Source organism: Burkholderia pyrrocinia (assembly GCF_003330765.1).
Taxonomy (GTDB): Bacteria; Pseudomonadota; Gammaproteobacteria; order Burkholderiales; family Burkholderiaceae; genus Burkholderia; species Burkholderia pyrrocinia_B.
This window is the reverse complement of record NZ_CP024902.1, coordinates 565661-588040: the sequence shown is the minus strand read 5'-3', so window position 1 is coordinate 588040 and position 22380 is coordinate 565661. Positions and strand designations below refer to the sequence as shown.

Here is a 22380-nt window from a genome sequence, read left to right as displayed (position 1 = left end):
CACCACTCACTCGAAGCTGCGAACGAAGCGGCACGCGTGGCGCGCGCCGCCGTCGATCATGACAGCTTCCCGTGACAGTGCTTGTACTTCTTGCCGCTGCCGCACGGGCACGGATCGTTACGGCCGACCTTCGGCATCTCGCCGCCGGGGCCGCTGTGGGTCATTGCGCTGCCGACCATGTCGGCCGTCGCCGTGGCCGCCGCGGCAGCCGCGACGTTCGCTACCGGCGTGCCGGCTTCCGCGAACTCGGCGTGCTGGTACTCGACGTTCTCGAGATGGCCGCTACGCTCCTCGATCTGCTCGGCTGCTTCCTCGAGCTGCTCCGGCGACTGGATCTGCACGTTCATCACGACGCGCGTGACTTCCTGCTTGATCGCCTCGAGCATCGCGGCGAACAGCTCGAACGCTTCGCGCTTGTATTCCTGCTTCGGGTTCTTCTGCGCATAGCCGCGCAGGTGGATGCCCTGGCGCAGGTGGTCGAGCGCCGCGAGGTGCTCGCGCCACAGGCGGTCGACCGTCTGCAGCATCACCGAGCGCTCGAACGCGCTGAACGATTCGCGGCCGACCATCGCGACCTTTGCCTCGTACTGCTCGTCGGCGGCCGTCACCACGGAGTCGAGAATCTCCTCGGCCGTGATCGACGACGACTCGTTCACCATTTCCTGGATCGCGAGGTCGAGCTGCCAGTCGTTGCGCAGCGCCTCCTCGAGCTCGGGCACGTCCCACTGCTCCTCGATGCTGCCTTCCGGCACGAACTGGCGGACGACTTCGGCGGTCACGCCGTGACGCATCGCGGTGATCGTCTCGGTGATGTCGTGCGCTTCGAGCAGTTCGTTGCGCTGCTGGTAGATGACCTTGCGCTGGTCGTTCGACACGTCGTCGTATTCGAGCAGCTGCTTGCGGATGTCGAAGTTGCGCGCTTCGACCTTGCGCTGCGCGGATTCGATCGAACGCGTGACGATGCCGGCTTCGATCGCCTCGCCTTCCGGCATCTTCAGGCGATCCATGATCGAGCGCACGCGGTCGCCCGCGAAGATGCGCAGCAGCGGATCGTCGAGCGACAGGTAGAAGCGCGACGAGCCCGGATCGCCCTGACGGCCCGCACGGCCGCGCAGCTGGTTGTCGATCCGGCGCGATTCGTGGCGCTCGGTGCCGATGATGTGCAGGCCGCCCGCGGCCTTCACTTGCTCGTGCAGCGTTTCCCACTCGTCGTGCAGCTGCTGGATGCGGCGCGCCTTTTCGTCGGCCGGGATCGCGTCGTCGGCCTCGATGAACGCGGCCTGCTTCTCGGCGTTGCCGCCGAGCACGATGTCAGTGCCGCGGCCGGCCATGTTGGTCGCGATCGTGACGCGGTTCGGACGGCCGGCTTCCGCGACGATCGCGGCTTCACGCTCGTGCTGCTTCGCGTTCAGCACCTCGTGCGGCAGCCCGGCCTGCTTCAGCAGGTGCGACAGCAGCTCGGAGTTCTCGATCGACGTCGTGCCGACCAGCACCGGCTGGCCGCGCTCGTAGCAGTCGCGGATGTCGCGGATCACCGCGTCGTAGCGCTCCTTGGCCGTCTTGTAGATCTGGTCCTGCTTGTCGATCCGCTTCGGCGGACGGTTGGTCGGGATCACGACCGTCTCGAGCCCGTAGATCTCGTTGAATTCGTATGCTTCGGTGTCCGCGGTACCCGTCATGCCCGCCAGCTTCGCGTACATCCGGAAGTAGTTCTGGAACGTGATCGATGCGAGCGTCTGGTTCTCGCTCTGGATCTTCACGTGTTCCTTCGCCTCGACGGCCTGGTGCAGGCCGTCGGACCAGCGGCGGCCGGCCATCAGGCGGCCCGTGAATTCGTCGACGATGACCACTTCGCCGTTCTGCACGACATAGTGCTGATCCTTGTGGAACAGCGTGTGTCCGCGCAGCGCCGCGTACACGTGGTGCATCAGCGTGATGTTCTGCGGCGCGTACAGGCTCTCGCCATCGCCGATCAGACCCCATTCGGAGAGCAGCCGCTCGGCCTTCTCGTGGCCCGATTCCGTCAGGAATACCTGGCGCGCCTTCTCGTCGAGCGTGTAGTCGCCCGGCTTCTCGACACCCGTGCCGTCGGCCTTCTCCTCGCCGATCTGGCGCTCGAGCAGCGGCGGCAGCGCGTTCATTCGCACGTACAGTTCGGTGTGATCCTCGGCCTGGCCCGAAATGATCAGCGGCGTGCGCGCCTCGTCGATCAGGATCGAGTCCACTTCGTCGACGACCGCGAAGTTCAGTGCCCGCTGCACGCGCGCGTCGGTCTCGTAGACCATGTTGTCGCGCAGGTAGTCGAAGCCGAACTCGTTGTTCGTGCCATACGTGATGTCCGCCGCGTAGGCCTGCTGCTTCTGGTCGTGCTCCATGCCGGACAGGTTGATGCCGACCGACAGACCGAGGAAGTTGTAGAGGCGCGCCATCCATTCGGCGTCGCGCTGCGCGAGGTAATCGTTGACGGTCACGACGTGCACGCCGCGGCCCGCCAGCGCATTCAGGTACACGGGCAGCGTCGCGACGAGCGTCTTGCCCTCGCCGGTGCGCATTTCCGCGATCTTGCCGTAGTGGAGCACCATGCCGCCGATCATCTGCACGTCGAAGTGCCGCATCTTCAGCACACGGCGGCTCGCCTCGCGACACACCGCGAACGCCTCCGGCAGCAGCTTGTCGAGCGACTCGCCGCTCGCGACCCGCTGGCGGAATTCGTCCGTCTTGCCGCGCAACTGGTCGTCCGTCAGCTTCTCGATCTGCGTTTCGAGCGCATTGATCGTCGTGACGGTCTTTTGGTATTGCTTGACGAGCCGCTGGTTGCGGCTGCCAAAAATTTTCTGGAGAAAACCGGTTGTCATCGGATCGGATCCTGCGTCGCAGCACCGGCGCCCGGCGCGTGTTGCGCGCCCCGGCGCCCGAGCCTCGGCGGCTTAGCGAATTAGTGGACTCAAACGTTGAATTTTAGCACGCGGGAACGCGCCCGCCCGTGTCTCGGCCGGACGGGCACTGCGCGCCGACGGCCGGGCGGCCGGGGCGAAAGCCGCCCGTGCGCGGGCCGGCGCGGGTACAATCGGCGTCAACGTCCGCGCGCGTGCGCGCCCGAAGAATGCCTCGATGAACCGATTTTCCAAGCGTTTCGGCCCGCTCGCCGCGCATCGCCCGCAACCCGTGTCCGAAGTGCTCAACCGCACCGACGCGTTCACGGCGCTGCGCGCCGGCGTTGAGCAGGTCGCATCGCTGCAGCGCGATCTGTGCGCGCTCCTGCCCGACTATCTTGCGAATCATGTCGAACCGGCCTTCATCAAGGACGGCACCCTGACCCTCTTTGCCGCGCACAATGCGCTGGCCGCCCGGCTGCGGCAGGTCGAGCCGCGGCTGCTCGGCGATCTCCAAAAGCGCGGCTGGCCCGTCGCGACGCTGCGCGTGCGCGTGCGGCCGCAGGACGCGCCGGAGCCGCCGCACGTGAAGCAGGCGCGGATGACCTCGGTCGGCGCCGCCGCATTGCGCGACCTCGCCGACCACCTCGAACCGTCGCCACTGCAGGCCGCGCTCGCCCGGATGGCGGCACGGCACGGCACGAAATCTCCGCGCTGAGCGCACGACACCGGCGGCAGCCGGCAACAAAAAAGCGGCCCGCAGGCCGCTTTTTTTTTTGCCGGTGCCGAACGCCGGTCAGGCGAAGGCCGTCTGCGCGTCGAACGCGAAGCCGCTCGGCGCAGTCTGCGGATCGTCGAACGTGACGATCTCGTACGCGTCCTCGTGCGCGAGCAGTTCGCGCAGCAGCGCGTTGTTCAGCCCGTGCCCCGACTTGTACGCGGTGTACGACGCCAGCAGCGGATGGCCGACCACGTATAGGTCGCCGATCGCGTCGAGCATCTTGTGCTTCACGAACTCGTCGTCGTAGCGCAGCCCGTCGTTGTTCAGGATGCGGTACTCGTCGAGCACGATCGCGTTGTCCATGCTGCCGCCGCGCGCCAGGCCCAGCTCGCGCAGCATCTCGGCTTCATGTGCGAAGCCGAACGTGCGTGCACGTGCGATCTCGCGCACGTACGACGTATTGGCGAAGTCGACCTCGAGCTCCTGGCCGGTCTTGTCGACGGCCGGGTGGCGGAAGTCGATCGAGAACTTCAGCTTGAAGCCGAAATACGGATCGAGACGCGCGAACTTGTCGCCGTCGCGAATTTCGACCGGCTTCGTCACCTTGATGAAGCGCTTCGGCGCGTTCTGCTCTTCGATGCCGGCGGACTGGATCAGGAACACGAAGGTCGCCGCGCTGCCGTCCATGATCGGGATTTCCTCGGCCGTCACGTCGACATAAAGGTTGTCGATACCGAGGCCGGCGCATGCCGACATCAGGTGCTCGACCGTCGACACGCGCGCGCCATCCTTCTGCAGCACCGACGCGAGCCGCGTGTCGCCGATCGACATCGCCGAGGCGGGAATATCGACGGGCGTGGGCAGGTCGACGCGCGAAAAGACGATGCCCGTGCCCGGCGCGGCCGGACGGAGCGTCAGTTCGATCTTGCGGCCCGAGTGGAGACCGATACCCACGGTCTTCACGATCGATTTGATGGTGCGCTGCTTCAGCATGGTGTTCTTCGTCTTGATTGAAGATATCAATCAGGAGTTATATTCGATAGGGCGGATTATAGCGTAATTCCCTATTCAACGCTGTTTGAAACTGCGTATCAATCTGTTTCGGCAGTTTACCCGCGCCGATACGGGACGGGCCGATGCCCGGAACGGAGGCGTTTCCGGTCATCGGCCCGTGTTACAACTGCCCTGAGGCCGGTGAGCAGCGTTGCCGGCAGGCAACGGCGCACCGCACGATCAGGACGTCAACGTCGCGAGAACACTCGCCGCATCGCTCACTTCGAACTTGCCCGGCGCTTCGACGGCCAGCGTCTTGACCACACCGCCGTCAATCACCATCGCGTAGCGCAGGGAACGAATTCCCATGCCACGCGCGGACAAATCCTGCGTCAGCCCCAGCGCATGAGTGAAAGCCGCGCTGCCGTCCGCCATCATGCGCACCTTGCCCGCGGTGTGCAGATCACGTCCCCATGCGCCCATCACGAATGCATCGTTGACAGACACGCACCAGATCTCGTCGATACCCGCCGAGCGCAGTTGCTCGGCGTGTTCGACGTAGCCCGGTACATGCTGCGCCGAGCAGGTCGGTGTGAAAGCGCCCGGCAATCCGAAGATCACCACCCGCTTTCCCACGACCTGGTCGCGCACGCTGCAGGCGTTCGGCCCCAGCGTGCAGCCTTCGCGCGCGTCGTCGATGAACTCGAACAATTGCGCGTCGGGCAGCGCGTCGCCCACTTGAATCATGGCTGGTCCCTCATAGCGATACGGTTTTCAGCGTGTTGCGGACAGCACGATCCATCCCGCCCCGCCGAAGCGAAGAGGGCACGTTTCCCGGCCCTGCGTCGCAGCCGACGCGGCCTGTCGTGGTCCGTAGCATCCGTCACGCCGGCGATACCGCGGCGATTCCGCCGCGGCTTCGCCTGTGTTTGCGTCAGTCAGCCTGCTTGCGCAGGAAAGCCGGGATGTCGTAGGTATCGACACCCTTCTCCTGCAGCGCCTGCACGTGCGATGCCGCGGTTTCGCGCGAGTTGCGCCACACCGCCGGCGTATCGAGCGCGCCGTAGTCGGCCGTGCTGACGTGATGCGGCTGTGCATAACCGTGCGACACCGCGCTGACCGGCTGGTTGTCCGTACCCGTGCGCAGCAGCGTCATCGGTGCCGACTGCTGCTTCTTCGCCGCACGGCCCAGACCCGTCGCCACGACCGTCACGCGCAAAGCATCGCCCATCGCGTCGTCGTACACCGCACCGAAGATCACCGTGGCATCTTCCGCCGCGTAGCTCTTGATGGTGTTCATCACTTCGCGCGTTTCCGACAGGCGCAGCGAACGGCTCGACGTGATGTTGACCAGCACGCCGCGCGCGCCCGACAGATCGACGCCTTCGAGCAGCGGGCTCGCCACGGCCTGTTCCGCCGCGAGGCGTGCGCGATCGACGCCGGCGACCGTCGCCGTGCCCATCATCGCCTTGCCCTGCTCGCCCATCACCGTCTTCACGTCTTCGAAGTCGACGTTCACGAGGCCATCGACGTTGATGATTTCCGCGATGCCTGCGACCGCGTTGTTCAACACGTCGTCCGCGCACTGGAAGCACTTGTCCATCTCGGCGTCATCGCCCATCACGTCGAACAGCTTGTCGTTCAGCACGACGATCAGCGAGTCGACGTGATCCTCCAGTTGCTGCGAACCTGCTTCAGCGACGCGCATGCGCTTGCCGCCTTCGAACTCGAACGGCTTGCTGACGACACCAACCGTCAGGATGCCCATCTCCTTCGCAATCTGCGCAACCACCGGTGCCGCACCCGTGCCCGTACCGCCGCCCATGCCGGCCGTAATGAACACCATGTGCGCGCCGCGCAGTGCGTCGGCGATGCGCTCACGCGCTTCTTCCGCTGCCGCACGGCCCATTTCCGGCTTCGCACCGGCGCCAAGGCCCGTGTTGCCAAGCTGGATCACCGACGATGCACGCGAACGCGACAGCGCCTGGGCGTCGGTGTTCATCACGATGAAGTCGACGCCCTGCACGCCGCGGTTGATCATGTGCTGTACGGCATTGCCGCCAGCGCCGCCAACGCCGACCACCTTGATGATGGTGCCGTTGGTCTCGGTTTCCAGCATTTCGAATTCCATTGTTGCCTCCGTCAAGAGAATGACTGCTACTCGGCCGTTATTCGGCAGGAGATCGGGCAACCCCCTGTCGCGCGCCAGCCGCCGGCACCAGCGCGAATTTCAATTCGGTTCGTCAGAAGTTGCTCAGGAACCATTCCTTCATCCGCGAGAAAACCTGCCCCGCGTTGCCGGACTGCACGGCGACCTTGCGGCCGCGCATGCGCTGAGCGCTGCCTTCGACGAGCAGCCCCATCGCCGTCGAGTAGCGCGGATTGCGCACGACGTCGGAGAGGCCGCCTGCATACTCCGGCGCGCCGATGCGCACCGGTTTCAGGAAAATGTCTTCGCCGAGCTCGACCATGCCCGGCATCATCGCGGCACCGCCGGTAATGACCACGCCGGAGCTCAGCAGTTCTTCGTAACCCGATTCGCGCACGACCTGCTGCACGAGCGAGAACAGTTCCTCGACGCGCGGCTCGATCACGGCCGCGAGCGCCTGGCGCGACAGCGTGCGCGGGCCGCGTTCGCCGAGGCCCGGCACTTCGACCATCTCGTCCGGGTCGGCGAGCGCCTGCTTCGCGATCCCGTAGCCGACCTTGATGTCTTCCGCATCCGGCGTCGGCGTGCGCAGCGCCATCGCGATGTCGCTCGTGATCTGGTCGCCGGCGATCGGAATCACCGCGGTGTGGCGGATCGCGCCTTCGGCGAAGATCGCGATGTCGGTCGTGCCGCCGCCGACGTCGACCAGCACCACGCCGAGATCCTTTTCGTCTTCCGTCAGCACGGCCAGCGACGACGCGAGCGGCTGCAGGATCAGGTCGTTCACTTCGAGCCCGCAGCGGCGCACGCACTTGACGATGTTCTGCGCGGCGCTCACCGCGCCCGTCACGATGTGCACCTTCACCTCGAGGCGGATGCCGCTCATCCCGATCGGCTCGCGCACGTCTTCCTGGCCGTCGATGATGAATTCCTGCGTGAGGATGTGCAGCACCTGCTGGTCGGTCGGGATGTTGATCGCCTTCGCGGTCTCGATCACGCGCGCGACGTCGGTCTGCGTGACTTCCTTGTCCTTGATCGCGACCATCCCGCTCGAGTTGAAGCTGCGGATGTGACTGCCCGCGATCCCCGTGAACACGTTGGTGATCTTGCAGTCGGCCATCAGCTCGGCTTCCTCGAGCGCGCGCTGGATCGACTGCACGGTGGCCTCGATGTTGACCACCACGCCTTTCTTCAGACCCTTCGATTCGCTCTGGCCGAGACCGATCACCTCGTAATGGCCCTCGCCCTTCAGCTCGGCGACGATGGCCACCACCTTCGACGTGCCGATGTCGAGGGAAACCAGCAGATCCTTGTAGTCTTTGCTCATAAAGTGCTCTTGCGTGTGATCTCTCGTTTACTTCTTGCGCTTGTCGGTATCGGTCAGGAACCGCATGCCTGCCGCGCGAATCGCGAATCCGTTCGGATAGCGCAGGTCCGCGTACTCGATGTCGTTGCCCCAGCGCTCCGTGACCGCCGGCCATGCGGCGACAAGGCGCTGGCTCCGGTCATGCAGCGATTCGTTGTTGCGCTCCTTGCCCAGCTCCACCTGCATGCCGTTCGACAGCTTCACCGTCCACGCGTACCGCGCCGACAGCGTCACTTCTTCCGGCGCCACCTTCAGCGGCGCAAACCATTTCCCGAAGTCGCGGTACCGCGTGACGACTTCCTTCGCACTGCCCTCCGGACCGTCGAACGCCGGCAGTTCCTGATCCAGCTCGCCCTGGTTCGCGGTGAACAGTTCGCCGTCGACGCTCACGAGCTGGTCGCTGCCCCAGGTCCCGAGCGGTTTGTACTCCTCGAGCGTGACAGCCAGCGCATTCGGCCACACCCGGCGCACGCTTGCGTGGCGCACCCAGGGCATCTGCTCGAACGCGGCACGCGCCGTGTCGAGATCGACCGTGAAGAAATTGCCCTTCAGCCGGCCGACCACGCCCGCGCGCACCGTCGGCGTGTTGATGTGCTCGGTGTCGCCGTCGATCCGGATCTCGCGCAGCGCGAACGTCGGGCGCTGGATCAGCCAGTAGCAGCCGGCCGCCGCCAACACGAGCAGCAACAGCGCGTACAGCGCGCTGGCGGCAAGGTTGAGTTGGCGAACGTTGTTCCACATACGTCGTTCCGTTCCTGCGTCAGTCGTTGAGCGTAAGCGACAGCACCTTCACGACCAGCTCCGAATAGCCGATGCCGACCGCGCGCGCGGCCTTCGGCGGCAGCGAGTGGTCGGTCATCCCGGGGGCCGTGTTCACTTCCAGGAAATACGCATTGCCGGCCGCGTCGAGCATGAAATCCGCGCGGCCCCAGTCGGTGCAGCCGAGCACGTCGAACGCGCGGCGCGCGATGCGCTTCAGTTCCGCTTCCTGCTCGGCCGGCAGGCCGCACGGGATCAGGTACTGGGTATCGTCGGCGACGTACTTCGCGTGGTAGTCGTAAAACTCGCCCGCCGGCACGATCTTGATCAGCGGCAGGTCGAGATCGCCGGCGATGCACGCGGTGTATTCGCCGCCGCCTTCGATGCTCTTCTCGACGATCACGATCTTGTCGTGCGTCGCGGCTTCCTCGAGCGCGGCCGGCAGCGCGTCGGCCGTCTTCACCTTCAGCACCGCGACGCTCGAGCCTTCGCTCGCCGGCTTCACGAACAGCGGCAGGCCGAGCTTCGCGACGATTTCCGTCGCGCGCGCCGCGAGGTCGTCGCCGCGCATTACCGTTTCGAACGGCGGCGTCGGCACGCCCGTCTGCTGCCATACGAGCTTCGTGCGGAACTTGTCGAGGCCGAGCGCCGACCCGAGCACGCCGCTGCCCGTGTAGCGGATCCCGTAGAAATCGAGCGCGCCCTGGATCTGGCCGTTCTCGCCGTAGCCGCCGTGCAGCGCGTTGAATGCACGCACGAAGCCTTCGTCCTTCAGCGCCGACAGCGGCCGCTCGGCCGGGTCGAACGGATGCGCATCGACGCCCGCGTCACGCAGGCCCTGCAGCACGAGGCGGCCCGAGGTAAGCGACACCTCGCGCTCGGCGGATTCGCCGCCGAACAACACCGCCACCTTGCCGAAACGTTTCGGATCGATCCCGCTCATGTCATGCCTTCTGTTGAATGTGTTGCACGACCTTCGCCGGCACGCCGCCGATCGAACCCGCGCCCATCGTGATCACCACGTCGCCGGTCTGCGCGACCTTCGCCAGTGCGTCCGGCACGTCGTCGACCGTCGCGACGAACACCGGGTCAACCTTCCCGACCGCGCGCAGCGCGCGCGACAGCGCGTCGCCGTTGGCCGTCGCGATCGCGGCCTCGCCGGCCGCGTAGACTTCCGTCAGCACCAGCGCGTCGACCGTCGACAGCACGTTGACGAAATCGTCGAAGCAGTCGCGCGTGCGCGTGTAGCGGTGCGGCTGGAACGCCAGCACGAGGCGGCGGCCCGGGAACGCGCCGCGCGCGGCCGCGATCGTCGCCGCCATCTCGACCGGGTGATGGCCGTAGTCGTCGATCAGCGTGTACTGGCCGCCGTCCGCGGTCGGCACCTCGCCGTAACGCTGGAAGCGCCGGCCGACACCGTTGAATTCCGCCAGCGCCTGCTGGATCGCATCGTCCGCCACGCCGAGGTCGGTCGCGATCGCGATCGCCGCGAGCGCGTTCTGCACGTTGTGCAGGCCCGGCATGTTCAGCACGACCGCAAGCGGCGCGCGCCCTTCGCGGATCACCGTGAAGTGCATCCGGCCGTCGCGCGCATCGATATCTTCCGCGCGCACCTGCGCGTCCGGCGACAGGCCGTAGCGCACGACCGGCTTCGAGATGAACGGGATGATCTGCCGCACGTTCGGATCGTCGACGCACACGACCGCGCTGCCGTAGAACGGCAGGCGCTGCGTGAATTCGATGAACGCCTGCTTGAGCCGCGCGAAATCGTGGCCGTAGGTGTCCATGTGGTCGGCGTCGATGTTCGTGATGACTTCGATCACCGGATACAGGTTCAGGAACGACGCGTCCGACTCGTCGGCCTCGGCAACGATGAAATCGCCCGTGCCGAGCCGCGCATTCGCGCCGGCGCTGATCAGCCGCCCGCCGATCACGAAGGTCGGATCGAGGCCGCCCGCCGCGAGCACGCTCGCGACGAGGCTCGTCGTCGTGGTCTTGCCGTGCGTGCCGGCGATCGCGATCCCCTGCTTCAGGCGCATCAGCTCCGCGAGCATCACCGCGCGCTGCACGATCGGCACGCCCTGGTGGCGCGCGGCCAGCACTTCCGGGTTGTCCGAGCGCACGGCCGTCGACACGACGACCGCGTTCGCGCCCTCGATGTTCGCCGCATCGTGGCCGATCGCGATCCGTGCGCCGAGCGCCTGGAGACGATCGGTCACCGCGTTGCGCGACAGGTCAGAGCCGCTGACCTCGTAGCCGAGATTGACGAGCACTTCGGCGATGCCGCTCATGCCCGCGCCGCCGATCCCGACGAAATGAATGTGTTTGACGATGTGTTTCATTGCAGTTTTTCCAGGTTCGCGCCGGCCGCCTTCGCGCATACGCGCGCGACCTCGTCGGTGGCCTCGGGCTTCGCCAACGCGCGCGAACGTTCCGCCATGTCCGCGAGCGATGCCCGCGACTGGCCGCGCAGCCAGTCGGCGAGCAGTTCCGCCGACAGGTCGCGTTGTTGCACCAGCACGGCCGCGCCCGCATCGGCGAGGAACGCGGCGTTGGTCGTCTGGTGATCGTCGACCGCGTACGGGAACGGCACGAACAGCGCCGCCACGCCCACCGCCGCGATCTCCGACACCGTCATCGCGCCCGACCGGCAGATCACGAGATCCGCCGCCGCATACGCGGCCGCCATGTCGTCGATGAACGGCACCAGCCGCACGTCTTCGCCGGCCGCGAAACCGGCCGCTTCGTAATTCGTCTTCAGCGCGTCGATGTGCTTCGCGCCGGCCTGGTGCACGATGCGCGGGTGTTCGCCCTGCGCCAGCATCGCCAGCGCGCGCGGCACGACTTCGTTCAGCGCGGCCGCACCGAGGCTGCCGCCGACGACGAGCACGTTCAGCGGGCCGCTGCGCGATGCATAGCGTGCTTTGGGCGGTTCCGTGCGCGCAAGTTCCGCGCGAATCGGGTTGCCCGTCCATTCCGCGTGCGGCAGCGCGCCCGGGAACGCGACGAGCACGCGTTTCGCGAATTTCGCGAGCACCTTGTTCGCGAGGCCCGCGATCGAATTCTGTTCATGCAGCACGAGCGGACGCCCCGACAGCGCGGCCATCACGCCCGCCGGGAACGTGATGTAGCCACCCATCCCGAGCACGACGTCCGGCCGCACGCGACGTAGCGCGCCGAGGCTCTGCCAGCATGCGCGCAGCAGGTTGAGCGGCAGCGTCAGCTTGGTCTTCAGGCCCTTGCCACGCAATCCGCCGAAACGCACGTACTCCATCGGAATGCCGTGCTTCGGCACGAGCGTCGCTTCCATCCCGGCCGGATTGCCGAGCCACACGACGCGCCAGCCCGCCGCTTCCATCCGGTGTGCGACCGCGAGCCCCGGGAACACGTGGCCCCCGGTGCCGCCTGCCATCACCATCAGCGTGCGTCGTGCTGCGGTCATACCTTCCCTCCGCGCATCAGGACGCGACTTTCATAGTCGACGCGCAGCAACACCGCGATCGCGACGCAGTTGAGCAGGATCCCCGAGCCGCCGTAGCTCACGAGCGGCAGCGTCAGGCCCTTGGTCGGCAGCAGCCCGAGGTTCACGCCCATGTTGATGAACGCCTGCGCGCCGAACCAGATGCCGATGCCCTTCGCCGTCAGGCCCGCGAACGTGCGGTCGAGCGCGAGCGCCTGGCGGCCGATCTCGAACGCGCGGCGCACGATCCAGTAGAACAGCAGGATCACGACCAGCACGCCGACGAAGCCGAGTTCCTCGCCGATCACCGCGAGGATGAAGTCGGTATGCGCTTCCGGCAGGTAGTTCAGCTTCTCGACGCTGCCGCCGAGGCCGACGCCGAACCACTCGCCGCGGCCGAATGCGATCAGCGAGTGCGTGAGCTGGTAGGCCTTGCCTTGCGCGTAGCGCTCGTCCCACGGATCGAGATACGCGAAGATCCGCTCGCGACGCCACGGCGACAGCCACACCAGCATCGTGAAGGTGCCGACCGCCGTCGCGACGAGGCCGCCGAACAGCTTGCCGTTCACGCCGCCGAGGAACAGCACGCCCATCGCGATTGCGGCGACCACCATGAACGCGCCCATGTCCGGCTCGAGCAGCAGCAGCGCACCGACCAGCCCGACCGCGAACGCCATCGGCAGGAAGCCCTTCGCGAAGCTCTGCATGTATTCCTGCTTGCGCACCGTGTAGTTCGCCGCGTAGATCGTCACCGCGAGCTTCATGATTTCCGACGGCTGCATGTTCGTGATGCCGAGCGGAATCCAGCGGCGCGCACCGTTCACGCCCTTGCCGACGTGCGGGATCAGCACGATCACGAGGCTGAGGAGCGCGATCAGGAAGAGATGCGGCGCGTACTTGTCCCACGTCGACACCGGCACGCGGAACGCGATCACCGCCGCGATGAACGCAACGACGAGCGAGATGACGTGGCGCATCAGGAACGCGTAGTCGTGATACGACGCGTATTTCGGCGAATCGGGCATCGCGATCGACGCCGAATACACCATCACGACGCCGAGCCCGAGCAGCGCGATCGCCACCCACAGCAGCGAGTAGTCGAAGTCGAGCATCCGCGAACGGCTCGGGCGCACGCCGTTGACGACGCTCGCGAGGCCGCCCGTCGCGGCGCGCGTGGCCGATGCGACGCGACCGCCGGCGGCATTGCCGCCGGCATCGCGCCGGTCGTTGAAACGGGAGACGAGGCGATCGGACCAGCTCATGGCGTCGCTCCTTTGTCGATGGCGATTTCGTCGACCGCCGCGCGGAACACATCCGCGCGATGGGCGTAGTTCCTGAACATGTCGAGGCTCGCGCACGCGGGCGACAGCAGCACCGCATCGCCCGGCTCCGCCAGGTCGGCCGCCGCATGCACCGCACCTTCGAGCGTCGCGTGGTCGGCGAGCGGCACGCCCGTTTCGGCGAGCGTGTCGCGGATCGCCGGCGCATCGCGGCCGATCAGCATCACCGCGCGGCACCAGCGTGCGACCGGCGCGACCAGCGGCGCGAAATCCTGTCCCTTGCCGTCCCCGCCCGCGATCAGCACGATCGTCTGAGCGAGCCCGTCGAGCGCGGCAACCGTCGCGCCGACGTTCGTCCCCTTGCTGTCGTCGACGTAGTCCACGTCGTCGATCGTCGCGATCACTTCGACGCGATGCGCTTCGCCGCGGTATTCGCGCAGCGCGTGCAGCAGCGGCGCGGCAGGCAGGTCGATCGCACGCGCGAGCGCGAATGCGGCCAGCGCGTTCGCCGCGTTGTGCAGCCCGCGAATGCGGAGCGCATCGGCCGGCATCAGGCGCTTCTGCGCGATGTCGGGCGTATGCGCGGCGTCGCGCTTGCGCCGGCGGCTCGTCGCCGTTTCATCCGGCGCGTCGCGATCGACGGCTTCCACCAGCCACGCGATGCCGTTGTCGCGGGACAGCCCGTAGTCGCCGTCTTGCGCCGGTTCGTTCAGGCCGAACGTGACCGTGCGCGGCGCGTCGGCCGCGCCCGCCGCCGGCGCGAACTTCATCACGGCGGCATCGTCGCGGTTCAGCACGCGCGTCGTCGTCGCGCCGAAGATCCGGCCCTTTGCCTGCGCGTACGCGTCGAAACTGCCGTGCCAGTCGAGGTGGTCCTGCGTGATGTTGAGGAGCGCGGCCGCATCGGGCGCGAACGTGCGCGCGGTCTCGAGCTGAAAGCTCGACAGTTCGAGCACCCACACGTCGGGCAGCGCCGTTTCGTCGATCGCGCCCGCGAGCCGGTCGAGCATCGCGGGGCTGATGTTGCCCGCGACGGCGACCTTCTTGCCCGCGCGCCGGCACAGCAGGCCCGCGAGGCTCGTCGTCGTCGTCTTGCCGTTGGTGCCCGTGATGGCAAGCACCTTCGGCTGGTAGCCGCTCGTGCCGAGCGCGCGCAGCGCCTGCGCGAAGAATTCCAGTTCGCCCCACACCGCGATCCCGCGCTCGTTCGCGGCCGCGGCCAGCGCCGCGAGTTCCGGTTCGAGCGGCGACAGCCCGGGGCTCAGCCCGACGATCTCGACACCGCCGTCGAGCAGCGCGGGCGCGAACGCCCCGCCGACGAATTCCGCGTCGATGCCTTCGGCCTGCAGCGCGGCAAGGTTGGGCGGCGCCTCGCGAGTATCGGCAATCCGCAGCCGGCACCCGTGCCTCGCGCACCATCGCGCGATCGCGAGACCCGATTCCCCGAGCCCCAGTACGAGCACCATCGGCCGTTGCCGATCTCCAAACATCTCGCCAGACATCCTTGTTACCTTTCCTTTACCGCAGCTTGAGGGTGGTCAGACCGAACAGGCACAGCATCAGCGTGATGATCCAGAAACGCACCACCACCTGCGTTTCCTTCCAGCCGGACAATTCGAAATGGTGATGCAGCGGCGCCATCTTCAGCAGGCGCCGCCCTTCGCCGTAGCGCTTTTTCGTGTACTTGAACCACGAAACCTGCAGCATCACCGACAGCGTTTCCGCGACGAAGATGCCGCCCATGATGAACAGCACGATTTCCTGGCGCACGATCACCGCGACCGTGCCGAGCGCGCCGCCGAGCGCCAGCGCGCCGACGTCGCCCATGAACACTTGCGCGGGGTGCGTGTTGTACCAGAGGAACGCGAGCCCGGCCCCGCCCATCGCGGAACAGAAGATCAGCAGTTCGCCTGCGCCCGGGATGTGCGGGAACAGCAGGTATTTTGAATAGACCGCGCTGCCCATCACGTACGCGAACACACCCAGCGACGCGCCGACCAGCACGACCGGCATGATCACGAGGCCGTCGAGGCCATCGGTCAGGTTCACCGCATTGCTCGCGCCGACGATCACGAAGTAGGTCAGCACGATGAAGCCCCATACGCCAAGCGGGTAGCTGATCGACTTCAGGAACGGCAGCATCAGGTCGGCGCGTGCCGGCAGCCCCATCGACAGGCCGCTCCTCACCCACGCCATGAACAGGTCGAACACGCGCACGTTGTTCGCTTCGGACACGCTGAATGCGAGGTAGACGGCTGCGAACAGCCCGATCACCGATTGCCAGAAATACTTCTCGCGCGACGACATCCCGCGCGGGTCCTTGTGGACGACCTTGCGGTAGTCGTCGACCCAGCCGATCACGCCGAAACCGAACGTGACGAGCATCACGATCCAGATGAAACGGTTCGTCAGGTCGCCCCACAGCAGCGTCGCGACCGCGATGCCGATCAGGATCAGCACGCCGCCCATCGTCGGCGTGCCGGACTTGACGAGGTGCGTCTGCGGGCCGTCCTTGCGCACGGCCTGCCCGACCTTCATTTGCGTCAGCTTGCGGATCACCCACGGTCCGCACACGAGCCCGATCCCGAGCGCGGTGATGGTGGCCATCACCGCACGGAACGTGAGGTACGTGAACAAGCGCAAAAAGCTTGCATCTCCTTGGAGCCATTGCGCCAGCGCCAGCAGCATGCTTCCTTCCTTCTACTCAGTGGGCAGCGGGCGCTGTGCCCGCTGCGGGTTGATTCGTCAGCGCGTCGATCACGCGCTCCATCTTCATGTACCGCGAGCCCTTCACGAGCACCGTCGCCTGCGCGCCGTAGCCCGCCGCGAGCAGCGCCGACACGAGCGAGCCGACGTCGCCGAAATGGCGGGCCGTGTCGCCGTAGGCCGTACAGGCATCGCGCGACGCGTCGCCGAGCGCGAACAGCGCGTCGATCCCGCGCTCGCGCGCGTAGGCACCGATCTCGCGATGGAATGCCGGCCCTTCGTCGCCGACCTCGCCCATGTCACCGATCACCAGCACGCGCGGCGCCGGTTGCGCGGCGAGCACGTCGATCGCGGCACGCATCGAATCGGGATTCGCGTTGTACGTATCGTCGACGACCGTCGCGCCCGCGAGGCTGCCTGCGACCGCCTGCTTCACCTGCAGCCGGCCCTTGACCGGCTCGAACGATTCGAGGCCCTGCCTGATCGCCGACAGCGCGACGCCGGCGCCCAGCGCTGCGGCCGTCGCGGCCAGCGCGTTGCGTGCGTTGTGCTCGCCGAGCGCGCGCAGCCGCACCGTGACGGCGCCGGCCGGCGTGTCGATCGCGAGTTCGCCGCCGTGAAGACGACCGGCGACCTGCGCGTCGTTCTGCCGTTCGGCATCGTGCAGCGCGAAATCGAGGATCCGGTTGCCGGTCGCCGCGACACGCCAGATGCCCGCGTACGCATCGTCGGCCGGGAACACCGCGACACCGTCCGGCGGCAGCGCGTGGATCACGGCCGCGTGTTCGAGCGCAACGGCTTCGACCGTCGCCATGAATTCCTGGTGCTCGCGCTGCGCGTTGTTGACGAGCGCGACCGTCGGCGCCGCGAGGCGCGCGAGGATCTCGGTCTCGCCCGGGTGATTCATGCCGAGTTCGATCACCGCGAGGCGATGCACGGCCGACAGGCGCAGCAGCGTGAGCGGCAGGCCGACGTCGTTGTTCAGGTTGCCGGCCGTCGCGAGCCGCGCGTCGGCGCCGACCGCCGCCGCGAAGATCGACGCGATCATTTCCTTGACGGTCGTCTTGCCGTTGCTGCCCGTCACCGCGACGAGCGGCAGCGGGAATCGTTTGCGCCAGCCGTGCGCGAGCGCGCCAAGCGCGGCACGCGTTTCGCCGCCCTCGATCGCCGGCATCGTGACGCCCGCCGGCACGTGCGCGACGAGCGCCGCGGCAGCGCCGCGCGCGGCGACATCGCCGAGAAAGTCGTGCGCGTCGAAGCGCTCGCCTTTCAGCGCGACGAACAGGTCGCCCGGGCCGGCCGTGCGGCTGTCCGTCGACACGCGCTCGAACGTGACGCTCGCATCGCCGTGGACGGTTGCGCCGGGAATCAGGCGGGCGGCTTCGCCGAGACTGAGCATCGTCATTCGCCGCCTCCCTTGCCGTGCGTCGCGCGTGCCGCAAGCGCGAGCCGCGCGTGATCCTGGTCGGAGAACGTGCGCTTCTTGCCCATGATTTCCTGCGTGGCCTCGTGGCCCTTGCCCGCCAGCACGACGACATCCTCGCGTGCGGCGCCGCGCACCGCCTGCAGGATCGCGCTCGCGCGGTCCTCGATACGGCGTGCGTGATCGGGCGCGGTCATGCCCGCGACGATCTGGTCGATGATGCGCCGCGGATCTTCGCTGCGCGGGTTGTCACTGGTGACGACGATTTCGTCGGCAAGCCGCTCCGCGATCGCGCCCATCAGCGGCCGCTTCGTCGCATCGCGATCGCCGCCGCAGCCGAACATGCAGACGAGCCGGCCGCCGCGCGCCGCGGCGATCGGGCGCAGCGCGTCGAGCGTCTTTTCAAGTGCGTCGGGTGTGTGCGCGTAGTCGATCACGACGAGCGGTTCGTCGATCTGCAGCCGGCCGCCGAGCCGCTGCATCCGGCCATTGACGGGCTCGAGCCGTGCGATCTCGGCGATCGCCGCGTCGAACGGCACGTCGGCCGCGAGCAGCGCGCCGAGCACGGCGAGCAGGTTGCTGACGTTGAACGTGCCGAGCGTGCCGACCTCGACGTCGGTGTCGCCCCACGACGACCGCAGGCGGAATGCCGTGCCGGTTGCGGTGGCGCGCACGTCGAGCGCGGCCAGTTCGCGATCGGCGTCGGGCGCCGGTGCGTCGCCGATCCCGTACGCGATCGTGCGCACGCGGCCGGCCAGCTTCTCGAGCAGACGTCGCCCGGCCACGTCGTCGCGGTTGACGACCGCCGCGCGCAGGCCCCGCCATGCGAACAGCTTCGCCTTCGCGGCCTCGTACGCATCGAACGTGCCGTGATAGTCGAGGTGATCCTGCGTGAGATTCGTAAACACCGCGATGTCGAATGCCGTACCGTTCACGCGCCCCTGGTGCAGCGCGTGCGACGACACCTCCATCGCCACGGCCTTCGCGCCCGCATCGCGCAACTGCGCGAGGCTGCGCTGCAGTTGCGGCGCGTCGGGTGTCGTGAAGCCCGTCGGCACGAGTTGGCCGGGCATCCCGCTGCCGAGCGTGCCGATCACCGCGCACGGCTGGTGCAGCGCCGTCAACGCGGCGGCGATCCATTGCGTGCACGAAGTCTTGCCGTTCGTGCCCGTTACGCCCACCGCGAGCAGGCTGTCGCTCGGATCGCCGTACCAGCCGCTGGCGATCTCGCCGGCGAGCTGGTCGAGCGCCGGCACCGCGAGCGCGACAGGCACGGCCAGCGCAGCGGCCAGCCCTTCCGGCTGATACAGCACGGCGGCCGCACCGCAAGCGACGGCGTCGGCAATGAAGGCTCGGTTGTCTGCCCCGTCTACCGCATATGCAAGGAACACGTCGCCGGCCTTGAGGCTGCGCGTGTCGGCATGCAGTTGCGCCGCGGGGGCCACATGCTGACGCAGCCACGCAAGCGCGGCTGCGATCTGCTGATGCGCCGGATGGGAACTGCGGGCGGCGCTCATCGAACAACTCCTGGTGAATTACGCGTCGTGCTGGACACGATCATATGCTTCGCACCGCCACCCGCGGCCAGCTTTTGCGGCCCCGTTGCGGCAGGGGCTGCCGGCGAATCGTCAGACACGACGAGCTGCTTGATCGGCATGTTCGGCGGCACGTTGAGCGCACGCATCGTGTCGCCGGCGATCGCCGAGAATACGGGGCCGGACACCTGGCCGCCGAAGTGGCTGCCGGCGGTCGGCTCGTCGACCGACACCGCGACGACGATGCGCGGATTCGGCATCGGTGCCATCCCGACGAACGACGCGCGGTACTTGCGCGTGTAGCCGTGACCTTCATGCTTGTACGCGGTGCCGCTCTTGCCGCCGACGCGATAGCCCGGCACCGCCGCGTCCGGCGACGTGCCGCCCGGCGCGACCACCGTCTCGAGCATCGCGCGCACTTCGCGCGCGGTGGTCGGGTTGAACACCTGCGTGCCCGTCACCTGCTGGTTGGGGTCGGTCTTGAAAATGGTCACGGGCATCAACTCGCCGTCATGCGCGATCGCCGTGTACGCACGAGCGAGCTGGAACAGCGACACCGACAGGCCGTAGCCGTACGACATCGTCGCCTGCTCGATGCGGCGCCAGCTCTTCCACGGCCGCAGGCGGCCGGCCACCGCGCCCGGGAAGCCGACCTTCGGCGCCTGGCCGAGGCCGATGCTGGTATACATATTCCACATTTCCTCGGGCCGCATCGTCATCGCGATCTTCGTCGCGCCGATGTTGCTCGACTTCTGGATCACGCCGCCGACCGTCAGCGTGCCGAAACCCGCGTCATCGGTGATCGGCGCGCCGTCCAGCACGAAATGCCCGTTGCCCGTTTCGACGAGCGTGTTCGGCGTCACGCGATGCAGGTCGAGCGCGAGCGACACCGTGAACGGCTTCATGATCGAACCCGGCTCGAACACGTCGGTCATGATCCGGTTGCGCAACTGCTCGCCCGTCATGCGCGAGCGGTCGTTCGGGTTGTAGGTCGGGTAGTTGACGAGCGCGAGCACCTCGCCGGTGCGCACGTCGACAACCATCGCCGCGCCGGCCTTCGCCTTGAACTTGTCGACGGCGGCCTTCAGGTTCGCGTACGCGATGTACTGGATCTTGCTGTCGATCGACAGGTCGACGTCGGTGCCGTTATGCGGAGGGATCTGCTCGGCGACGTCCTCGACGATGTGTCCCATCCGGTCCTTGATCACGCGACGCACGCCCGACGTGCCGGACAGCATCTTCTGGTCGCCGAGCTCGACGCCTTCCTGCCCTTCGTCCTCGACGTTCGTGAAGCCGATCAGGTGAGCGGTGATCTCGCCTTCCGGATAGAAGCGCTTGTATTCGTTGCGCTGGTAGATGCCCGGGATGTCGAGCGCGGCAACCTTGTCCGCGATGTCGATCGGCACCTGGCGTTTTACGTAGACGAAACCCTTGTCTTCCGACAGCTTCACGCGCAGTTCCTTCGGCGTCATGCCGAGGAGCTTGCCGAGCTGGCTGATCTTGTCGGCGTCCAGATCGTCCGGCACCGCGTCGGGAATCGCCCAGATTGCGCGCACGGGCAGGCTCGTCGCGAGCACGAGTCCGTTACGGTCGAGGATCTTGCCGCGCGTCGCGGGCAACTCGAGCGTGCGCTGGTAGCGGCTTTCGCCCTGCTTCTGGTAGAACGCGTTGCCGGGCCCCTGGATCCAGAACGCCCGCGCGGCCAGCGCGACGAACGCCATGAACAGCATGAACACGACGAGCTTCGAGCGCCACATCGGCAGATGCACGCCCAGCACGGGGCTCGACGAGAATTTCACGTTCTGGCGCTTCTGCGACGGCTTCATCGCGCGCCCCCCTTGCCCTTGCCGGCCGTGTCGGCCGAAGCAGGGATCGGCGCATCGATCGCCTTCGCGGCGCCCGGCGGCAGCGTCAGGTATTGCGTGCGACCGGTCGAGATCGGCTGCATCTTCAGCGAATCGTTCGCGAGTTGCTCGATGCGCGACGTCTTCGACAGCGCGCTCTGCTGATATTGAAGCTGCGCGTAGTCCTGCTGGAGCTGACGCTCCTGCGACTGCGCGCGCTGCAACTGGATGAAGATCTGGCGCTGCTGGTTCGTCGAGTTGACGACCGACAGCGCGCAGCCCATCACGATGATCAGCAGGAAGATATTGAAGCGGCTCATGGCGTGACGCGCTCCGCAATGCGCATCACGGCGGAGCGGGCGCGCGGATTCGCGGCGACTTCCGCTTCACTCGGAAATTGGCGGCTGATGATCTTGAGCGGCGGGCTCGGGAGGTCGACGGCGCGGATCGGCAGACGACGATCGACCGCAGGCGCACTCGCGTGCGCCTGCATGAATCGCTTGACGATCCGGTCCTCGAGTGAATGAAAGCTGATGACCACCAGCCGCCCCCCTTGCTCCAGCAACGACAGTGCCGCGTCTAGTACGACTTGCAGGTCCGCAAGCTCTTGATTGACGTGAATCCGTATAGCCTGAAAGGTGCGGGTTGCCGGATCCTTGCCCTTCTCACGGGTTTTGACGACGTGACCCACGATTTGGGCAAGCTCGCCCGTGGTGTCGAGAGGCCCAAGACGGTCGGACTCTGCCCGGCGAGCAACAAGCGCCTTTGCAATCTGAAAAGCAAACCGTTCTTCCCCATAATCCCGTATCACCTCCGTCAGTTCCTGCACCGAAGCCCGCGCGAGCCATTCGGCCGCCGACTCGCCGCGCGTCGGATCCATTCGCATGTCCAGCGGACCATCGGCGCGGAAGCTGAAGCCGCGCGCCGGATCGTCCACCTGCGGCGAGGACACGCCCAGGTCCAGCAACACACCCGACACCTTCTCGACGCCGCGCGCCGCAAGCGCGTCGCGCATCGATGCAAAGCTGTCATGCACGATCGAGAAGCGCGCATCCTCGATGCCCTGCGCCGTCTCGATCGCTCTCGGATCCTTGTCGAACGCGATCAGCCGCCCGGCCGACGCCAGCCGCGCGAGCACCGCGCGGCTGTGGCCGCCGCGCCCGAACGTGCCGTCGACATAAACGCCGTCCGGCCGCGTCACGAGCGACTCGACCGCTTCGTCCAACAGCACCGTCCGATGCCGCAATTCGTTTCCCATCGCGGGCGTCTCC

The 22380-nt window shown here is 67.1% G+C and carries 18 protein-coding genes; 1 reads left to right on the top strand and 17 read right to left on the bottom strand.

Annotated elements, in window-relative coordinates:
- Positions 1 to 56: 56 nt before the first annotated feature.
- A complete protein-coding gene (secA, locus tag CUJ89_RS02755) occupies positions 57 to 2855 on the bottom strand; it encodes a preprotein translocase subunit SecA (RefSeq protein ID WP_114176012.1) in 2799 nt (932 codons plus the stop codon).
- A 256-nt stretch (positions 2856 to 3111) separates the two neighbouring features.
- Between secA and CUJ89_RS02750 the strand changes: the two genes are divergently transcribed.
- Positions 3112 to 3591: a DUF721 domain-containing protein gene (locus tag CUJ89_RS02750; protein ID WP_114176011.1), complete on the top strand. Its 480-nt coding sequence runs from the start codon at positions 3112 to 3114 to the stop codon at positions 3589 to 3591.
- Between the two features lie 78 nt (positions 3592 to 3669).
- On the opposite strand, the gene lpxC is transcribed toward CUJ89_RS02750, so the two are convergent.
- The 16 genes from lpxC to rsmH all read right to left on the bottom strand — a co-directional run bounded on the left by lpxC (position 3670) and on the right by rsmH (position 22367).
- Entirely contained in the window at positions 3670 to 4587 is a 918-nt protein-coding gene (lpxC, locus tag CUJ89_RS02745; RefSeq protein WP_114176010.1) for a UDP-3-O-acyl-N-acetylglucosamine deacetylase, read from the bottom strand.
- Positions 4588 to 4827: 240 nt separating this feature from the next.
- Entirely contained in the window at positions 4828 to 5334 is a 507-nt protein-coding gene (locus tag CUJ89_RS02740; protein ID WP_114176009.1) for a peroxiredoxin, read from the bottom strand.
- 187 nt (positions 5335 to 5521) lie between these two features.
- The gene (gene ftsZ / locus CUJ89_RS02735; RefSeq protein ID WP_006477012.1) at positions 5522 to 6718 is read right to left on the bottom strand and encodes a cell division protein FtsZ; all 1197 of its coding nucleotides are present in this window, start codon (positions 6716 to 6718) and stop codon (positions 5522 to 5524) included.
- Positions 6719 to 6830: 112 nt separating this feature from the next.
- The gene (ftsA, locus tag CUJ89_RS02725; RefSeq protein ID WP_034182640.1) at positions 6831 to 8063 is read right to left on the bottom strand and encodes a cell division protein FtsA; all 1233 of its coding nucleotides are present in this window, start codon (positions 8061 to 8063) and stop codon (positions 6831 to 6833) included.
- A gap of 27 nt (positions 8064 to 8090) precedes the next feature.
- Positions 8091 to 8843: a cell division protein FtsQ/DivIB gene (locus CUJ89_RS02720; RefSeq protein ID WP_114176008.1), complete on the bottom strand. Its 753-nt coding sequence runs from the start codon at positions 8841 to 8843 to the stop codon at positions 8091 to 8093.
- Between the two features lie 19 nt (positions 8844 to 8862).
- Positions 8863 to 9804 (bottom strand): D-alanine--D-alanine ligase, encoded by a 942-nt coding sequence (locus CUJ89_RS02715; protein WP_114176007.1) that lies wholly within the window; start codon positions 9802 to 9804, stop codon positions 8863 to 8865.
- 1 nt (position 9805) lies between these two features.
- Positions 9806 to 11203, bottom strand: a complete 1398-nt coding sequence (gene murC / locus CUJ89_RS02710; RefSeq protein WP_114176006.1) for a UDP-N-acetylmuramate--L-alanine ligase — start codon at positions 11201 to 11203, stop codon at positions 9806 to 9808.
- Positions 11200 to 12303: an undecaprenyldiphospho-muramoylpentapeptide beta-N-acetylglucosaminyltransferase gene (murG, locus tag CUJ89_RS02705; protein WP_114176005.1), complete on the bottom strand. Its 1104-nt coding sequence runs from the start codon at positions 12301 to 12303 to the stop codon at positions 11200 to 11202. The genes murC and murG overlap by 4 nt, the downstream gene beginning before the upstream one ends.
- Positions 12300 to 13583: a putative lipid II flippase FtsW gene (gene ftsW, locus CUJ89_RS02700; RefSeq protein WP_114176004.1), complete on the bottom strand. Its 1284-nt coding sequence runs from the start codon at positions 13581 to 13583 to the stop codon at positions 12300 to 12302. The genes murG and ftsW overlap by 4 nt, the downstream gene beginning before the upstream one ends.
- Positions 13580 to 15091: a UDP-N-acetylmuramoyl-L-alanine--D-glutamate ligase gene (gene murD, locus CUJ89_RS02695; RefSeq protein ID WP_114176003.1), complete on the bottom strand. Its 1512-nt coding sequence runs from the start codon at positions 15089 to 15091 to the stop codon at positions 13580 to 13582. The genes ftsW and murD overlap by 4 nt, the downstream gene beginning before the upstream one ends.
- Positions 15092 to 15119: 28 nt before the next feature.
- Entirely contained in the window at positions 15120 to 16289 is a 1170-nt protein-coding gene (mraY, locus tag CUJ89_RS02690; protein ID WP_006477019.1) for a phospho-N-acetylmuramoyl-pentapeptide-transferase, read from the bottom strand.
- Positions 16290 to 16305: 16 nt separating this feature from the next.
- On the bottom strand, positions 16306 to 17712 hold the full coding sequence (locus tag CUJ89_RS02685) for a UDP-N-acetylmuramoyl-tripeptide--D-alanyl-D-alanine ligase (protein ID WP_114176002.1): 1407 nt from the start codon (positions 17710 to 17712) through the stop codon (positions 16306 to 16308).
- The gene (locus tag CUJ89_RS02680; protein ID WP_114176000.1) at positions 17709 to 19247 is read right to left on the bottom strand and encodes a UDP-N-acetylmuramoyl-L-alanyl-D-glutamate--2,6-diaminopimelate ligase; all 1539 of its coding nucleotides are present in this window, start codon (positions 19245 to 19247) and stop codon (positions 17709 to 17711) included. Before CUJ89_RS02680 ends, CUJ89_RS02685 begins: the two co-directional genes overlap by 4 nt.
- Complete coding sequence (locus tag CUJ89_RS02675) at positions 19244 to 21091, bottom strand: peptidoglycan D,D-transpeptidase FtsI family protein (protein ID WP_114175999.1); 1848 nt, start codon at positions 21089 to 21091, stop codon at positions 19244 to 19246. Before CUJ89_RS02675 ends, CUJ89_RS02680 begins: the two co-directional genes overlap by 4 nt.
- Positions 21088 to 21429: a cell division protein FtsL gene (ftsL, locus tag CUJ89_RS02670; protein WP_021159919.1), complete on the bottom strand. Its 342-nt coding sequence runs from the start codon at positions 21427 to 21429 to the stop codon at positions 21088 to 21090. Before ftsL ends, CUJ89_RS02675 begins: the two co-directional genes overlap by 4 nt.
- On the bottom strand, positions 21426 to 22367 hold the full coding sequence (rsmH, locus tag CUJ89_RS02665) for a 16S rRNA (cytosine(1402)-N(4))-methyltransferase RsmH (protein WP_011694135.1): 942 nt from the start codon (positions 22365 to 22367) through the stop codon (positions 21426 to 21428). Before rsmH ends, ftsL begins: the two co-directional genes overlap by 4 nt.
- Positions 22368 to 22380 lie beyond the last annotated feature (13 nt).

Bases quoted from the DNA above. Each gene is read 5' to 3' on its own strand.
- rsmH (WP_011694135.1), bottom strand. From the start codon at position 22,367: ATGGGAAACGAATTGCGGCATCGGACGGTGCTGTTGGACGAAGCGGTC.
- CUJ89_RS02750 (WP_114176011.1), top strand. From the start codon at position 3,112: ATGAACCGATTTTCCAAGCGTTTCGGCCCGCTCGCCGCGCATCGCCCG.
- lpxC (WP_114176010.1), bottom strand. From the start codon at position 4,587: ATGCTGAAGCAGCGCACCATCAAATCGATCGTGAAGACCGTGGGTATC.
- murD (WP_114176003.1), bottom strand. From the start codon at position 15,091: ATGTTTGGAGATCGGCAACGGCCGATGGTGCTCGTACTGGGGCTCGGG.
- ftsW (WP_114176004.1), bottom strand. From the start codon at position 13,583: ATGAGCTGGTCCGATCGCCTCGTCTCCCGTTTCAACGACCGGCGCGAT.
- ftsZ (WP_006477012.1), bottom strand. From the start codon at position 6,718: ATGGAATTCGAAATGCTGGAAACCGAGACCAACGGCACCATCATCAAG.
- CUJ89_RS02680 (WP_114176000.1), bottom strand. From the start codon at position 19,247: ATGAGCGCCGCCCGCAGTTCCCATCCGGCGCATCAGCAGATCGCAGCC.
- ftsL (WP_021159919.1), bottom strand. From the start codon at position 21,429: ATGAGCCGCTTCAATATCTTCCTGCTGATCATCGTGATGGGCTGCGCG.
- mraY (WP_006477019.1), bottom strand. From the start codon at position 16,289: ATGCTGCTGGCGCTGGCGCAATGGCTCCAAGGAGATGCAAGCTTTTTG.
- CUJ89_RS02740 (WP_114176009.1), bottom strand. From the start codon at position 5,334: ATGATTCAAGTGGGCGACGCGCTGCCCGACGCGCAATTGTTCGAGTTC.
- CUJ89_RS02675 (WP_114175999.1), bottom strand. From the start codon at position 21,091: ATGAAGCCGTCGCAGAAGCGCCAGAACGTGAAATTCTCGTCGAGCCCC.
- ftsA (WP_034182640.1), bottom strand. From the start codon at position 8,063: ATGAGCAAAGACTACAAGGATCTGCTGGTTTCCCTCGACATCGGCACG.
- CUJ89_RS02720 (WP_114176008.1), bottom strand. From the start codon at position 8,843: ATGTGGAACAACGTTCGCCAACTCAACCTTGCCGCCAGCGCGCTGTAC.
- CUJ89_RS02715 (WP_114176007.1), bottom strand. From the start codon at position 9,804: ATGAGCGGGATCGATCCGAAACGTTTCGGCAAGGTGGCGGTGTTGTTC.
- murG (WP_114176005.1), bottom strand. From the start codon at position 12,303: ATGACCGCAGCACGACGCACGCTGATGGTGATGGCAGGCGGCACCGGG.
- murC (WP_114176006.1), bottom strand. From the start codon at position 11,203: ATGAAACACATCGTCAAACACATTCATTTCGTCGGGATCGGCGGCGCG.
- CUJ89_RS02685 (WP_114176002.1), bottom strand. From the start codon at position 17,712: ATGACGATGCTCAGTCTCGGCGAAGCCGCCCGCCTGATTCCCGGCGCA.
- secA (WP_114176012.1), bottom strand. From the start codon at position 2,855: ATGACAACCGGTTTTCTCCAGAAAATTTTTGGCAGCCGCAACCAGCGG.